At 58.1% G+C, this 15555-nt stretch carries 15 protein-coding genes; 5 read left to right on the forward strand and 10 right to left on the reverse strand.

All coding sequences use genetic code 11. The features are described from left to right. Window positions 1-6 precede the first annotated feature (6 nt). Window positions 7-1461, reverse strand: a complete 1455-nt coding sequence (gene betB, locus ACR0B8_RS10825; protein WP_480658545.1) for a betaine-aldehyde dehydrogenase — start codon at window positions 1459-1461, stop codon at window positions 7-9. A gap of 182 nt (window positions 1462-1643) precedes the next feature. On the opposite strand from betB, the gene ACR0B8_RS10830 reads away from it, so the two are divergent. Further along, a complete protein-coding gene (locus ACR0B8_RS10830) occupies window positions 1644-1973 on the forward strand; it encodes a hypothetical protein (protein ID WP_170577904.1) in 330 nt (109 codons plus the stop codon). 4 nt (window positions 1974-1977) lie between these two features. Here the strand turns inward: ACR0B8_RS10830 and ACR0B8_RS10835 are convergent, their stop codons facing one another. Both ACR0B8_RS10835 and trhO read right to left on the reverse strand, forming a co-directional pair. Further along, window positions 1978-2481, reverse strand: coding sequence for a potassium channel family protein (locus ACR0B8_RS10835; RefSeq protein WP_226689079.1), 504 nt, complete (start codon window positions 2479-2481; stop codon window positions 1978-1980). A gap of 75 nt (window positions 2482-2556) precedes the next feature. After that, window positions 2557-3462, reverse strand: a complete 906-nt coding sequence (gene trhO / locus ACR0B8_RS10840) for an oxygen-dependent tRNA uridine(34) hydroxylase TrhO (protein ID WP_170360823.1) — start codon at window positions 3460-3462, stop codon at window positions 2557-2559. Between the two features lie 117 nt (window positions 3463-3579). Between trhO and pncA the strand changes: the two genes are divergently transcribed. Further along, on the forward strand, window positions 3580-4173 hold the full coding sequence (gene pncA, locus ACR0B8_RS10845; RefSeq protein ID WP_480658543.1) for a bifunctional nicotinamidase/pyrazinamidase: 594 nt from the start codon (window positions 3580-3582) through the stop codon (window positions 4171-4173). Here the strand turns inward: pncA and ACR0B8_RS10850 are convergent. Continuing rightward, the gene (locus ACR0B8_RS10850) at window positions 4170-4703 is read right to left on the reverse strand and encodes a hypothetical protein (RefSeq protein WP_170349732.1); all 534 of its coding nucleotides are present in this window, start codon (window positions 4701-4703) and stop codon (window positions 4170-4172) included. The two genes, pncA and ACR0B8_RS10850, sit on opposite strands and share 4 nt — an antisense overlap. Window positions 4704-4869: 166 nt before the next feature. On the opposite strand from ACR0B8_RS10850, the gene pncB reads away from it, so the two are divergent. Beyond that, on the forward strand, window positions 4870-6162 hold the full coding sequence (gene pncB, locus ACR0B8_RS10855; RefSeq protein ID WP_480658542.1) for a nicotinate phosphoribosyltransferase: 1293 nt from the start codon (window positions 4870-4872) through the stop codon (window positions 6160-6162). A gap of 3 nt (window positions 6163-6165) precedes the next feature. Here pncB and ACR0B8_RS10860 read toward each other — a convergent pair whose 3' ends face one another. From ACR0B8_RS10860 to ACR0B8_RS10885, 6 genes are read right to left on the reverse strand one after another with little or no spacing between them, the layout of a single operon-like run. Further along, on the reverse strand, window positions 6166-7617 hold the full coding sequence (locus tag ACR0B8_RS10860) for an aldehyde dehydrogenase family protein (RefSeq protein WP_480658540.1): 1452 nt from the start codon (window positions 7615-7617) through the stop codon (window positions 6166-6168). Window positions 7618-7648: 31 nt separating this feature from the next. After that, window positions 7649-9247 carry an ABC transporter ATP-binding protein gene (locus tag ACR0B8_RS10865; protein WP_480658538.1) on the reverse strand — a complete coding sequence of 533 codons (1599 nt, stop codon included), beginning with the start codon at window positions 9245-9247 and terminating at the stop codon, window positions 7649-7651. Beyond that, window positions 9244-10059: an ABC transporter permease gene (locus ACR0B8_RS10870; protein WP_170360830.1), complete on the reverse strand. Its 816-nt coding sequence runs from the start codon at window positions 10057-10059 to the stop codon at window positions 9244-9246. Before ACR0B8_RS10870 ends, ACR0B8_RS10865 begins: the two co-directional genes overlap by 4 nt. Then, on the reverse strand, window positions 10056-11003 hold the full coding sequence (locus ACR0B8_RS10875; RefSeq protein ID WP_480658536.1) for an ABC transporter permease: 948 nt from the start codon (window positions 11001-11003) through the stop codon (window positions 10056-10058). The genes ACR0B8_RS10870 and ACR0B8_RS10875 overlap by 4 nt, the downstream gene beginning before the upstream one ends. 40 nt (window positions 11004-11043) lie before the next feature. Further along, window positions 11044-12111, reverse strand: coding sequence for a ligand-gated ion channel (locus tag ACR0B8_RS10880; protein WP_170360835.1), 1068 nt, complete (start codon window positions 12109-12111; stop codon window positions 11044-11046). A gap of 55 nt (window positions 12112-12166) precedes the next feature. After that, window positions 12167-13654, reverse strand: coding sequence for an ABC transporter substrate-binding protein (locus tag ACR0B8_RS10885; protein ID WP_480658534.1), 1488 nt, complete (start codon window positions 13652-13654; stop codon window positions 12167-12169). A gap of 171 nt (window positions 13655-13825) precedes the next feature. Here ACR0B8_RS10885 and panB point away from each other — a divergent pair, with 171 nt between their 5' ends. Continuing rightward, window positions 13826-14665, forward strand: a complete 840-nt coding sequence (gene panB / locus ACR0B8_RS10890) for a 3-methyl-2-oxobutanoate hydroxymethyltransferase (RefSeq protein ID WP_170360839.1) — start codon at window positions 13826-13828, stop codon at window positions 14663-14665. Beyond that, the gene (gene panC / locus ACR0B8_RS10895; protein ID WP_170360841.1) at window positions 14662-15504 is read left to right on the forward strand and encodes a pantoate--beta-alanine ligase; all 843 of its coding nucleotides are present in this window, start codon (window positions 14662-14664) and stop codon (window positions 15502-15504) included. The genes panB and panC overlap by 4 nt, the downstream gene beginning before the upstream one ends. The last annotated feature ends 51 nt before the right edge of the window (window positions 15505-15555 follow it).

The following is a 15555-nucleotide window of genomic DNA, read 5'->3' on the forward strand; positions in this document are numbered from 1 at the left end:
GATGAGTTAATACGGTGCCTCGACATCGTTCATTGAGACATAAACCGTCTTCATCTCGCTGAAATGGTTGATCGCCAGTTTCGAATTCTCACGTCCGACACCCGACATTTTCGACCCTCCAAACGGTGCCTCGACCGGAGCAAGGTTGTAGGTGTTGATATAACAGGTGCCCGCCTCGAACCCGGCCACAATGCGGTGGGCGCGGGTCAGGTCGTTGGTGAACACACCGGCGGCCAAGCCGAATTCTGTGTCGTTGGCGCGGGCCAGTACCTCTTCCTCGGTGTCGAAATCCAGCACCGACATGACCGGGCCAAAGATTTCTTCGCGCGCGATGGTCATATCATCGGTGACATCGGCAAAAACAGTAGGCTGCATATAGCACCCGTCACATTCGATGCGCTCACCGCCAAAGACCAGCCGTGCGCCCTCGGCCTTGCCCTTTTCGACATAACCCAGCGCGATATTCATCTGGTTTTCGCTGACCATGGGGCCGAAATTGACCTCTTCATCCAGCGGATCGCCGATTTTCACCGTTGCCAGACGTTCAGACAGACGGTTCAGGAAGGTCTCTTTGATGCCTTTCTGCACGAACACGCGGGTGCCGTTGGAACAGACCTGACCCGAGGAATAGAAATTGCCCAAAATCGCACCCGACACGGCGTTTTCGATATCGGCGTCATCGAACACGATCATTGGGGACTTGCCACCCAATTCCATGGTCACATGTTTCATGCCATCCGCTGCGGCGGAATAGACCTTGCGGCCCGTCGGAACAGACCCGGTCAGCGATACTTTGGCCACGCGCGGGTCGGTCACCAGTGACGCACCTACATCGCCATAGCCCTGCACCACGTTGTAGACGCCTTTGGGCGCGCCGGCTTCGATCAGAATCTCGGCCACCTTCAAGGCCGACAGGGGCGTGGTCTCAGAGGGTTTGAACACCATCGTGTTGCCGCAGGCCAGCGCAGGGGCACCCTTCCAGCAAGCGATCTGGGTCGGGTAGTTCCACGCACCGATTCCGACGCAGACACCCAGCGCCTCGCGGATGGTGTAGACGAAATCGCCACCACCCAGCGGGATATGCTCACCCGTCAGCGACGCCGTCAGCCCACCGAAATATTCCAGCGCATCCGCGCCACTGGTTGCATCGGCCACCAAGGTCTCTTGCAGTGGTTTTCCGGTGTCGTGGGTTTCGAGGATCGACAGCTCACGATTACGCTCACGCATGATATCGGCGGCGCGGCGCAGAACCCGGCCACGTTCAGTTCCGGACATCGCGGCCCATTCCGCTTGCGCCGCTTTGGCACTGATTAGAGCCTGATTTACAATCTCTGGCGTGGCGGAATGCAACCGCGCGATGACCTCGCCAGTGGCCGGGTAGATGACGTCGATGGGGGCGCCATTGGTGTCTTCGACATATTCACCGTTGATGAAATGGCTGGCCTTGGGCTGAAACTTCATGCCGCGTCCTTTTCTTGATTGCACCCACGTCGGGCAAAGAGCGTTATCCGCGGATTTAGCTTTTATTGATTGGTCAGTCAATAAAAGCCGTAACAGGCAACATCCCGCCGAGTCGCAGCCCCCTCTCTTGAAATTAAAAGTTAATGTTCCATTTATGTTCTACATAGTCAGGGGAACATCCGATGACCCAGAACTTGCGAAATTCCGCCCCAAGCGACCCGACAAACGACTATCACCTGCTGCCCGTCACGGACCGGCAGATGCGCTTTGCCCGCGCTATTGCGGAACAGTCGGCGCTGGATATCCCGGTCGAAGCACAACGTGATCGCCGATCAATGTCAGCCTGGATTTCGGCACATAAACCACACGATCCGTCACCTTTTGCCAATTATCCCACAGGCAAGCAGGTCGCCTTTGCCGAACGGATTTCGCGCAGCAAACGCAGGCCAATCCCGTCTGAGTGTTTTCGCGACAAATACGCAATGTCCCAGTGGATCGACCACAACAAGTGACCGTTCAATTCTGGCTGTGTCCGCGCGCGTAAATGCCCACGGCCGCCGCTACGAACAGGCCCAGCAGGATATACCCAGTGATCGCCTCAGCCACGGCCAGCCCGCGGCACAGTCCTGCGGGATGCAGGTCTCCGAACCCAACCGTCGTGAATGTGACATATGAGAAATACAAAACGTCTGACGGCCCTTTGGCCCCGACCACACACAGATCGTTATACCCGAACGAGCCGTAAACGGCTGCGAACAAGAAAGGCACGACCTGAATAAAGGAGATCCCCATCAGCAACAGCTGGCGCTTTGGGGATTTCACTTGGGTCATGTAGTACCAGGTCTGCGACACCAACCAGATCGTCAACCCTACGGTTGTTGCAGTCCCTATTTTGTCGCCAGCAGTGGTCTCGCTCAGCCGCGACAGGCCATACCAGGCAACAAAGCTGACGATCACCAGACCCAGGGCCGCGACCAAGGTCGATTTCCACTCATCCAGAGTTGTCGGGTCGCGGTGCATTAAACCTCCGATACGGTGATGCAGGTTCAATGATCGACATTCCGACCCGTGCCTGCAACCTTATTTATCAGAGAGTTAGTCGGCGCCCAGATGCTCTTGCCCGCGCTGACGCGCCAGACCGATCTGCTTCTGCCGCTCACGGAACCGCATTTTGTCGGCTTCAGAGGTTTCGTCAACACACCGATGGCAGGACACGCCATGTTCGTATTCAGGGCGCTTCATATCCTCGGGCAGAATCGGACGGCGGCAACCGTGGCACAGGTTATGCGGCCCCTCGACCAGCCCGTGCCCAACGGACACACGGTTGTCGAACACAAAGCACTCGCCCTGCCAGGTGCTGTCATCAGCTGGCATTTCCTCAAGATAGCGCAGGATGCCGCCCTTCAGGTGATACACATCCTCAACCCCCTGCCCCAGCAGGAAGTTGGTGGATTTCTCACAGCGAATACCACCGGTGCAGAACATGGCGACGCGCTTGTTGTGGAACCGCTCTTTGTTCTCTTCCCACCAAGCCGGGAACTCACGGAAACTGGCCGTTTCAGGGTCTATTGCGCCCTCAAACGTGCCAATCGCCACCTCATAATCGTTGCGGGTGTCGATCACCACCACGTCGTCCGAGCGGATCAGATCGTTCCAATCCTCAGGCTCGACATAGTTGCCGACACGGGCGCGCGGATCGATATCCGGCTGCCCCATGGTCACGATCTCTTTTTTCAAGCGCACCTTCATCTTGCCAAAAGGCGGGTGATCGGCGGTGGCCTCTTTCCAGTCCAGATCGGCACAGCCGGGCAGCGCTTTGATATGCGCCAGCACCGCATCGATCCCGGCGCGGGGGCCGGCAATAGTGCCATTGATCCCCTCTTGCGCCAGCAGCAATGTGCCTTTGACAGATTGCGTACGGCACAGGTCCAACAAAGGCTCGCGCAGGGCAGCGTGATCCTGGAAACGGGTGAAGTGATAGAGAGCAGCGATGGTATACATGCGCGCGGTCTAAACCTGACGCAACAGAGTCGCAAGGGATCGAATTGACGCTTCGCAGCCAGATTGACGATTGGGCCTGCGCGCCCTACCGATAGAGCAACCTGAGGAGAAACCGCGATGACCCACGCCCTGCTTGTAATCGACGTCCAGAACGATTTCTGCCCCGGCGGCGCGCTGGCCGTACCCGGAGGGGATGAGATCGTGGCCCCGATCAACGCCATGATGGACGAATTCGATGCCGTGATCCTGACGCAGGACTGGCATCCGGCGGGTCATTCGTCCTTCGCCGGGTCGCATGACGACAAGAACCCGTTTGACATGACGGAAATGCGCTACGGCCCGCAGGTACTTTGGCCGGATCACTGCGTTCAGGGAACCGAGGGCGCCAATTTCCATCCGGATCTGAACACCCATGCCGATCTTGTCCTTCGCAAGGGCTTTCGTAGCGGTATCGACAGCTACTCGGCGTTTTTCGAAAATGACCAGAAAACACCAACAGGGTTGGAGGGGTATCTTAAGTCGCGCGGAATCACGAAACTGACGCTCGTCGGCTTGGCCACTGATTTTTGTGTGTACTATTCCGCAATCGACGCAGCACGTCTGGGTTTTGACGTCACGGTCCGAATGGATGCGTGCCGAGCTATCGATATGGATGGATCACTGGCCGCTGCTGAAACCGCAATGCGGGAAGCCGGCGTTTTCCTGGCCTAGGGGGCAGACCCCTCAGACGCCAGGTATCTCAGCACGACAATCACAACCACGGCCAGACCAAGCGCAAACCCGATACGCCCCTGAACCGAGCGTCGTTTTGGTTTGACCACATCAGGCGCTTGAGGGCTTGGCGTCAATTCCTGCAACTCGCGCGTGGCATTTGCCCGGGGGCGTGCCCGCCTTACGTCGTCCAGGAAATGCCAAAAGTCAAAATCACCACAATATTCCCCCTGAACACCCATATTGCGGATATTCGAAAACAGCCGTTTCAGGATGCGTTCACGATCCGGTGCATCTTCGGACAGGAAATAACCATGTGGAAGGCTGCCACCCTTGGATTCCAGGCTGAAGCCCGATTCCAGAAAAATACGACGAATCTTGGGGGATGCACTGTGCAAGGCCTCAACAGTCTGAGTATTGCGAAAGGTCGCGCGAACGGCGCGGTGGCCCGTCACGGCAGCCATGCCATGTTCCGGATCCACTTCATCAGGCGCAATCGCTACAATATCAAAGTCGTACTCGAGACCCATTCACCAACTAAACCTTGTTCTTCCAACCCCTTCTTTTCACTAACCAATGAAAAGATCACACAATATGCTCGATTTGTGACCTCACCTTGTCATTGTCTTCAATCTAGCGACTCTTGCCAATCCATGCACCTATTGATCTAACAACGGAAATCGCAGGAGTTCCAGCATGGTCGATATTGCGACGCGCGTGTACAATCATAAATGGAAGATTGACCCGATTGTACGGTCTTTAATCGACACAGACTTCTACAAACTGCTGATGTGCCAGTCAGTGTTTCGAAATAAGCCCCAAACGGATGTGGTTTTTTCGCTGATCAACCGGTCGAATCACATTCCTCTGGCCAATCTGATCGACGAAGGCGAACTGCGCGAACAGCTGGATCACATCCGGTCGCTGAGCCTCAGCCGGGGTGAAAGCACCTGGCTGCGCGGCAATATGTTCTATGGGAAACGGCAAATGTTCCGCTCGGATTTCATGGAGTGGTTCGAGAATCTGCGCCTGCCGCCCTACCACCTTGAGCGCAAAGGCGATCAGTACGAACTGACCTTCGAGGGCAAATGGCACGAGGTCATGCTGTGGGAAATCCCGGCGCTTGCGGTGCTGATGGAGCTGCGATCCCGGGCCGTTCTGAACAATATGCGCCGGTTCGAACTGCAGGTGCTTTATGCCCGTGCCATGACCCGCGTTTGGGAAAAAATCGATCAATTGCGCAGCATCGATGGGCTGGGCATTGCTGATTTCGGCACCCGTCGGCGGCATTCCTTCCTGTGGCAGGACTGGTGCGTGCAGGCGATGATCGAAGGGCTGGGGCCCGCGTTTACCGGCACCTCGAACTGCCTGATCGCGATGCGGCGCGAGGTTGAGGCGATCGGCACCAATGCCCATGAACTGCCCATGGTCTATTCCGCGCTGGCGGAATCCGACACCGAACTGGCGCAGGCACCCTATGACGTCCTCAGCGACTGGCACGAGGAACATGACGGCAATCTGCGCATCATCCTGCCCGACACCTATGGCACGCAGGGCTTTTTGGACAATGCGCCGGATTGGCTGGCGGGATGGACCGGTATTCGTGTCGACAGCGGAGATCCGGCAACAGGTGCCGAGATTGCCATCAACTGGTGGAAATCGCGCGGTGAGGACCCGCTGCAAAAGCGGGTAATCTTCTCGGACGGGCTGGACGTGGACAAAATCCACGAACTACACAGCCAGTTCGCTCATCGCACGAAGGTCTCGTTTGGTTGGGGCACCTTGCTGACCAATGATTTCCGTGGGCTGGTCCCACAAGACGCGCTGGCACCGTTCTCGCTGGTCTGCAAGGCGGTATCCGCCAATGGCCGACCAACCGTGAAACTGTCCGACAACCCGGAAAAAGCGATGGGCCCAAAGGATGAGATCGAGCGCTATAAGCGCGTCTTCGGTGTGGGTGCACAACAGTCGATCGAAGTGATTGTTTAGACCCTAACCATGGTAAGCCGCTACTGTTTTCACCTGCGAGAACCCAAACAGCGCCTCGAACCCCTTTTCGCGGCCATGACCGGACTTGCCGACACCGCCAAACGGCAACTCTACCCCGCCCCCCGCACCATAATTGTTGATGAACACCTGTCCTGAACGCAGCTGTTTCGCCAACCGCATCTGCCGCGCACCGTCGCGGGTCCAGATGCTGGCAACCAACCCGTATTCGGTGGCGTTGGCGATCTGAACCGCCTCCTCCTCGGTTTCAAAGGGGATCAGAACCTGCACCGGTCCAAAAATTTCATCCCGAGCCAGAAGGTGATCTGACGGGACATCGGCAAAAAGGGTTGGCTGCACATATGCTCCCTCGCCGGGTGCATGATCTACGATACGCCCTTGTCCTGCGATGTTTAGGTCCGCGCCTTTGGCTAAAAACCCCTCGACGATCTGTTTCTGACGGGCCGAGATCAGGGGGCCGACCCGCAAATCTTCGGGTGCTGGACCAACAGTCAGATCGGCATAGGCGGCTGCCATGCGGGTTTTGACCTGCTCATACACCCCACGCTGCACCAGAATACGGGACGAGGCCGAACAGGTCTGCCCGGCATTCTGAATACCCGCGTTCACCAGAAACGGCACTGCGGCATCCAGATCGGCATCGTCAAATACCAGCTGGGGCGATTTACCGCCCAGTTCCAGCGTCACTGGCACCACGTTGCGCCCCGCCGCCTGCTGCACCAGCGCGCCGGTGGCAACTGACCCTGTGAATGAGATATGCTGCACGCCAGGATGCGCTGACAATGCCGCCCCGGCCTCGGCCCCCAACCCCGGCACCACGTTCAACGCTCCGGCAGGTAGGCCCGCCTGTTGCGCCAGATGGGCAAAGGCAAGCGCGGTCAAACACGCCTCTTCCGCTGGTTTTAGCACGCAGGCGTTGCCCATCGCCAAAGCTGCCCCGACAGAGCGGCCAATGATCTGCATCGGGTAGTTCCACGGCACTATATGCCCGGTCACTCCGTGCGGTTCGCGCAGCGTGTACACGGTGTAGCCGTCCAGATAGGGGATCGTCTCGCCCATCACCTTGTCCGCCGCGCCGCCGTAGAATTCGCAGTACCGCGCCAATGCCACGGCATCCGCACGGGCCTGTGTCAGCGGTTTTCCTACATCCATCGCCTCAAGCTGCGCCAAGTCCTCTACGCGTTCCAAAACCAGTTGGCCAAGTCGGGTCAGGACGCGGCCGCGCTCCAACGCCGTCTTTCGCCCCCAATCCCCATCCAACGCCGTTTGGGCGGCCTGCACAGCGGCATCTATATCTGGGGCATTCGCGCGGGCAATCCGGCAGATCTCGGATCCGTCAGACGGATTAATCATCGAAATCGTCTGCTGTGAAGCAGGCGCGACCCAATCGCCGCCGATCAGGCAAAGGCCGGGGTTGAACCAGAGAGAATTGGGCATTTTGGCCTCCATATCGACTCTAACAAAGGAATTACGCGACATTTGCACCGATACCGGGCAAGACCGGTGCGGCATCGATCAGGGTCCGAGTGTAAGCGTGCCGCGGGGAAGAGAATACCTGTTCGGTCTCACCCTGCTCAACAATTCTGCCTGCCTGCATCACCATCACCCGGTCGGTGATCGTGCGCACAACGCTTAGGTCGTGGCTGATGAACAGATAGGTCAGATTGTATGTGGCGCACAGTTCGGCCAGCAGGTCCAGAATCTGCGCCCGGACCGATACATCCAAGGCCGAGACCGCCTCATCAAACACGATCAGTTCGGGGCGAATGATCAAGGCGCGGGCAATGGCAATCCGCTGTCGTTGCCCGCCCGAGAATTCATGGATGTATTTGTTCGCATCATCCGGGCTGAGGCCCACGGCGGTCAGCATTTCGGCGATACGGTCTTGCCGCTCTGTGCCGGTGGGCGGGTTGTCCAACGGGTGAAACGGCTCGGTGATCAGGCGGGCGACGCGGTGGCGCGGGTTGAAACTGCCATAGGGGTCCTGAAACACCACCTGCATCTTACGTCGCACAACGGGGTTCGGCTTGTGACCGGCAAAGACAGGCTGGTTGTCCAGTAAAATTTCACCGCTCTGCACGTCCTCCAAACCCAAAATTGCCCGTGTTAGGGTCGATTTTCCACAACCAGATTCTCCGACCAGGCCCAACCGCTCACCCCGGTGCAGGGTAAAGCTGACTTCATCGACCGCGCGGTGGTGATCCGGCCTGCTGAACAGACCTTTTCGCGGCAAGCTATAGTCGCGCACCACATTTCTCACCTCTAGCAATGGCAGGGACTCGGGCGGGTCAGGTAGTGAAACCTGATGCCTCGAGGCCTGAAACAGCATCTTCGTATAGGGGTGCTGCATATTGTGCAGCAGGTCAGTGGTTGCACCGCTTTCGACCACCTCTCCATGGCGCATCACGACGATCTGGTTGGCCATGTCTGCCACCACCGCCAGATCGTGCGTGATCATCAGCAGCCCCATGCCATATTCGCGCGCCAGCCCTTTGAGCAGGTCGAGTATCTGCGCCTGTGTCGTCACATCCAGCGCGGTTGTCGGCTCATCCGCGATCAACAATTTGGGGCGCAGTGCGATTGCCATGGCGATTACCACACGCTGCCGTTGACCGCCGGACAGTTCATGCGGATATCGCGACAGCGGGAAACGGTCAGGTGGCAGGCCAACGCGGCTCAGAACCTCGTGTGCGCGGGCCCGCACCTTGGTGCGCGACATGGCCTTGTGGACCAGAATGGTTTCGATCACCTGATCGCCAATGGTTTTGACCGGGTTCAAGGCGGTCATGGGTTCCTGAAACACCATCCCAATTTTGGCCCCGCGCAGGGCGCACATTTCGCGTTCAGACCGTTTCAGCAGATTCTGACGTCCCAGCCAGATCGCACCTTCTGTCTTTGCGCCATTTGGCAGCAATTGCATCACGGCCAGCGCGGTCATCGACTTGCCCGAGCCACTTTCACCGGTCACGGCAACAATTTGTCCGGCACCAATACACAAGCTGACCCGCTTCAGAATCTCGGTCTCATGGATGGTCAGAGAAAGGTTTTCGATCTCCAGCAAGCTCATGCGCGCGCGACTCGTATTCTGGGATCAAGCCAATCGCGCAACCCATCGCCTAACAGGTTCAGTCCCAGCACAGTGACAATAATTGCCAGCCCCGGAATCAGAGCCAAATGCGGGGCAAAACTGACCATTGTCTGCGCATCGGCCAGCATTCGACCCCAACTGGGTGTGGGCGGTTGCGCACCCAGACCGACATAAGACAAGCCCGCTTCGGCCAGGATACCCAGAGAGAACTGAATGGTCCCCTGAACTATCAGCAGATTCGCAATATTAGGCAGAATATGTTCCGCCGATATCCGCGCCGCGCCTTTGCCCGCGACACGCGCGGCCAGAATGAACTCGCGTTCCCATAGGGACAAGGCCGCGCCACGGGTGATGCGGGCGAAGACGGGAATGTTGAAAATACCGATCGCGATGATCGCGTTGATCGCGCCTGCTCCGAACACCGCTGTGATCAGAATGGCGATGACTAGCGAGGGGAAGGCAAAGACCAAATCGTTGCCGCGCATGATCACCTCATCCAGCCATGATCCTTTACGCGCTGCTGCAGCCAGGCCAAGCGGCACGCCCAGCGCCATACCGATCCCCACCGCCACCAGTGCCACCGCGATGGACGTGCGCGCACCGACCATGATCATCGAGAACATGTCACGCCCGAAATGATCTGTGCCGAACCAATGCTGTGCATTAGGCGGCTCCAGCTTGTTGGGGATATCCAGCGCCGCATAATCATACGGCGTCCAGACAAAGGACATCAGCGCCGCCAGCAAGACCAACGAGGACAATACTGAACCAAGAAGCAGGTTGCGGCTCATGACCGACCTCTCAGCCTTGGGTCCACGGCGGCATAGGCGAGATCGACCATAAAATTCACGGTGATGACAGCAAAGACAAGCAGCATGACCACCGATTCCACCACGACCAAATCGCGGGCCGAGATCGCCTGAAACACCAGCCGCCCGAGTCCGGGCAGATAAAACACCTGCTCGATAATGATCGACCCCGCCAACAGAAACGAGAACTGCAGCCCGATGATGGTCAGAACCGGGATCAGCGCGTTGCGCACACCGTGCCGCCACAGTGCTTGACGGCGTGACAATCCCTTGGCGCGGGCAGTGCGCATGAAATCTTCACCCAGTATATCCAGCAGCGAAGACCGCATGACCCGCGCCAAGATCGCCGCCTGCGGCAAGGCCAGCGCAATGGCGGGCAATGTCAGAGAATGCAGGCCGGTCCAGACGCCTTTGTCCCAACCCGCAAAACCTCCGGCATTGAACCAGCGAAGGTTGATGGCAAAGATCAGCACCAGCATCATCGCGAACCAGAAATTCGGCACTGCGATACCTAATTGCGTCACCCCCATCACCGTCAGATCCCCCGGCTTGCCACTACGGGCTGCGGCGTAAATACCGGCGGGGAAGGCAATCAGGGTCGATAAGGTCAGGGCATAAAGCGCCAGCGGCAATGACACCCATAGCCTGTCCGAAATCATCTGCGACACCGGTGTGCGATAGGTGTAAGAGGTCCCAAAATCCCCCACCATCATACCGCCAACCCAGTTGAAATAGCGCTGGATCTTGGACCCGTCCAATCCCAGCTCGGCCCGCAGGGCGGCCAGTGTGTCCTCTTGCGCGTTGACGCCCAACATGAACGAGGCCGGATCGCCTGGCGCCACCTCGATCACGGCGAAGATGACCACCGAGGCGACCACAAGGCTGATAAACAGCGATATCAAACGTTTCAGGGCATAGCGGAGCATTGAGCCCACGTTAGGATCACATATCGCGCGGGTCCAGCACCTAAGGCACCAGCAGATAGGCAAAAACCGCGTAAGCGACGATGGACGCATAGCCCAGCGGATAAATCCACTTAATTGCGTAATTGTCCAGCTTTCTGGCCCCGTCCTCATGCCCGGACACTTTCAGTTTGCGCAAGGCCACGTTGAACACGATCAGTGCCCCTGTCATCAGGAACATGCATTGCAGGATGAAATCCAGAAACGTCAGGTAGCCCAGTTTGGGCAGGTCAGCAGAGATGGCCCAGTTGAAGGCCACGAAGACCAGCAGATTGCCCCCGGCAATCTCGATTCGGCGGCGGTATTCGTCGAGGAAAAACAGCGCCCAGCCCACCGAGACCAGAACCAGCATCGGCAGGAACACCCGGATCACATAATAGGTCAGGTGCCGCTTTCCTTCGAACGCCAGCACAACCTGATCGCTGTCCCGGCCCGAAAGGCCAATGACCGTCGAATGCAGGACTTGTGGGTTGTCCAGTATCCACTCTTCCTCGCCCAGCAGATCACCCAGGCCAGAATACTTTTCCAGCGGATAGTAGGATACGTACTCGGACGGGAAGATCGAGACAACTTCGAAGAAAAACTCCTGGGTGTCGAACGGGTATTTTCGGAAATCAAAATGCGGAGCCTGCAACGTCAGAGAGGACTTCTCGACATAGACCACATGCCCGTCATAGTGCAGCGAGGCTGCAGATTCATGTATCCATTTGTTGGATTGCTGGTTGTGAATGACAAACGCCGGAACCACCGCCCCGATATCCGTGGCATGTTCAGCCAGCGTCCTCGGATTGAAAACCTGAAACTCGCGCCCGACAGTGTCGCGGTCAAAGGCCAGCGCGGGATCGGTCCATTCGGCGCGCAATACGACGACGGCGCCATAATTCTCGGCCTTTTGATCCACGCTGGTAACCTGATCGATACGGATGCCGATCCCCACCTTCAGCGGGTTTTCCGGCGTGCCAACCAGACCACCGAGCCCGCCATCCAGCACATTCTGCGCCTGTCCCTTGCCGCCCAGCGCACACAGGCAGGCAGTCACAGCAACAAAACACAAGAAACGGACCAGATTCATTTTCAGGCTCACTCGGAAACAGGTAATCCGAGGCCGATATCGGCCCCGGACCCGATTATTCGGACCAACTGATCTGGGTCAGGTCGATGGCGGCCGTTGGCGCGTTCTCCCACAGGCCCTGAACACCGGCCTTGGCAACCCCCAGCTTGGCCAATTGGAACAAGTAGCCGTTGACATAGTCCGTGGCGATCAGGCGCTGCATATCGCCCAACAGCTTTTTACGCTCCTCCGGATCGGTGGTCGCGTTCAATGTCTCCATCAACGTCTGGGCATCCAGACTGTCATACTGGAAATAATAGTCGGGGCGGGCATAGATGCCGATATCCATTGGCTCAGTATGGCTGATGATGGTCAGGCCGTAATCCTTACCCTTGAACACAGATTCCAACCACTGCGCCCATTCCACATTGATGATCTCGGCCTTGATGCCAACCTCGGCCAGTTGCGCGGCGATGATCTCGCCTCCGCGTCGGGCATAAGAGGGCGGCGGCAGGTGCAGGGTGGTCTCGAACCCCTCTTCATACCCCGCATCGGCCAGCAGTTTGGCGGCCTGTTTCGGGTTATGGGCCGAGGTGCCGGTCAGATCGACATAGGCAGGGTTGTGCGGTGCGAAATGAGTGCCGATGGGCGTGCCGTAGCCGAACATCGCACCGTCAATGACCGCCTGCCGGTCGATGGCATGGGCCAGCGCCTGCCGCACGCGGATATCATCAAACGGGGGTTTCTTGTTGTTGGTCGACAGGATGGTTTCCCCCTCGGTCGACCCCACCAGCACCTGAAAACGCGGGTCAGCCTCGAATTGAGGCAGGTTTTCGGGTGCGGGGAAGTTGTCGAAGACGTCCACATCTTCGGCCATCACCGCAGCAAAGGCGGCAGTGGGGTCCGAGATGAATTTGAACGTAGCAGTCTCTAACGCAGGTTGTTCGCCCCAATAGTTGGGGTTCCGGTTTAGCGTGATGCTATCGCCCTGCACCCAGTCACCAAAGGTAAAGGCACCGGTCCCCACCGGGTTGGTCTTGATGTTGTCGATGCTTTCGGGCGCGACGATCACCGCATCCCCCCAAGCCATGTTGAACAGAAAATTGCCGTTCGGCTCGGACAGGGTGACCTTTACGGTCAGCGGATCCACAACCTCAACGCTTTCGATGCCTGCAAACAGCGCCTTTTGCGCATTGGCACTGTCTTCGGCCGTGGCGCGGTCGAGGCTGAATTTGACGTCCTCGGCATCCATGACGGTGCCGTCATGAAAGGTCACCCCGTCGCGCAGCTTGAATGTATAGACAGTACCGTCCTCGGAAATTTCCCAGCTTTCGGCCAGGCCGGGCACGACCGAGCCGTCACCCATAAAGCGGGTCAGACCCTCGAAGATATTTGTGTAAACCACCGAATCAATGGCCTGCGCGGCGGCGCTGGTCGGGTCCAGGTGTGGCGGCTCCAACTGCATCGCAATCGTAATGTCCGATTTGGCCAAAGCCTGCGAGGCAAACAGGCTGGCGCCCACCGCCAGAGCCGACGCAATACTCCGAAACATCTGCTTTGTCATGAAAAACTCTCCCTGTTTGAATCCTTGGAACCGGCTGTTTTACAGGCTTTTCTGCACTCAATGTCCCTTTAAACCTCGGGTCAATCAAGGAAATGTTCGCGCAACCGGGGTTTCTATAACCTTGTGCAATCTGCTATGCCGCACTGCAACATGAACCCCGCAGGAGCGATCATGAGCGCCACCGCCCGCAAAACAGCCCCGAATGCCGAGGATATCCGCGCCCGCAAAGGCAGCACACCATTGGTCAGTTTGACTGCCTATACCACACCGATGGCACGGCTGATGGATGCCCATTGCGACTTTGTTCTGGTCGGCGACAGCGTCGGCATGGTGCTGCATGGGCTGACCTCGACCCTGGGTGTGACGATGGAGATGATGGTGATGCATGGTCAGGCCGTTGCGCGCGGTCTGGACAGGGCGATGATGGTTATCGATATGCCCTTTGCCAGTTACGAACACGACCCGGCCCATGCCTTCAAGAATGCCGCTCGCCTGATGGCCGAAACCGGCGCAGGCGCGGTCAAGCTGGAAGGCGGCGTGGAAATGGCCGAGACCATTCGCTTTCTGGTCAAGCGCGGTATCCCGGTGATGGCGCATATCGGCCTGACGCCACAATCGATCAACACGCTGGGCGGCTACAAGGTGCAGGGTCGCGACGAACAGGCGAAGGCGGTGTTGGCCGATGCCCATGCGGTGGCCGAGGCTGGTGCATTTTCCGTTGTGCTTGAGAAGGTACCGCAAGGCCTGGCTGATCAGATCACCGCCGAGGTCGCGATTCCGACCATCGGCATTGGCGCCTCAGCCGGTTGTGATGGGCAGATTCTGGTCGTGGACGACATGGTGGGCTTTTTCACCGCGTTCAAACCGAAATTTGTCAAACGCTATGCCGAACTGGGTCCGCAAGCCGAGGCCGCCATCGCGGAATATGCCTCCGATGTGCGCGCCCGCAGCTTTCCAGCGGATGAACATGTCTTTGCCGATCAGGCTCCGACCAAAGGACCTAAGACATGACCGCACCCATTCTGCGCCGCCTAAGTGATTTGCGCGCGCTGACGACCAAATGGCACGGCAACGGCGAAACGATCGGTGTCGTCCCCACCATGGGCGCGCTACATCAGGGGCACTTGTCTCTGGCCGAAGCCGCCAAGGCCGGAACCGACCGAGTGATCGTTACGGTTTTTGTGAACCCCAAACAGTTTAACAACCCCGACGATCTGGCCAATTACCCGCGGACCGAGAACGAAGATGCGCAGAAACTGGCCCCTTACGGTGTCGACGCCATCTATGTCCCCGATCCCGAGGAGATCTATCCGCAAGGCTTCGCCACCACCGTTTCAGTCGCCGGTTTGACCGATGTGATGGAGGGTGAATTCCGCCCCGGCCATTTTGATGGCGTCGCCACTGTGGTCGCTAAGCTGTTCCTGCAAACGCAGGCAGATCGAGCCTATTTCGGGCAAAAAGATTATCAACAATTGATGATCGTCCGCCGCATGGCCCGCGATCTGGACATCCCCATCGAGGTGGTCGGCTGCCCAACGGTACGCGAACCCTCGGGGTTGGCAATGTCATCGCGCAACCTCCTCCTCTCGACCGAGGGGTTGAACATTGCGGCCAACAAGCACCGGATCATGCAGGGTGTGGTCCAGTCGCTGAAAGCAGGGGCCGCGTTTGAAACTGTGGCCGCGCGGGCCGAGTCTGATCTGCTGGCGGCAGGCTTCACTCAAGTTGAATATATTCAACTACGCTGCGCCGACACACTGGACCCGCTGACCCATGCCACACGGCCCGCCCGGCTATTTGCGGCGGCCTGGGCGGATGGTGTGCGGTTGATCGACAATATTCCTGTCTGAACGCTCTGGCACGATCGTCATTGTTTGCGCTAAAGTCCGGCAAAACCAGAC

This window comes from Ruegeria sp. BH6 (assembly GCF_056538105.1).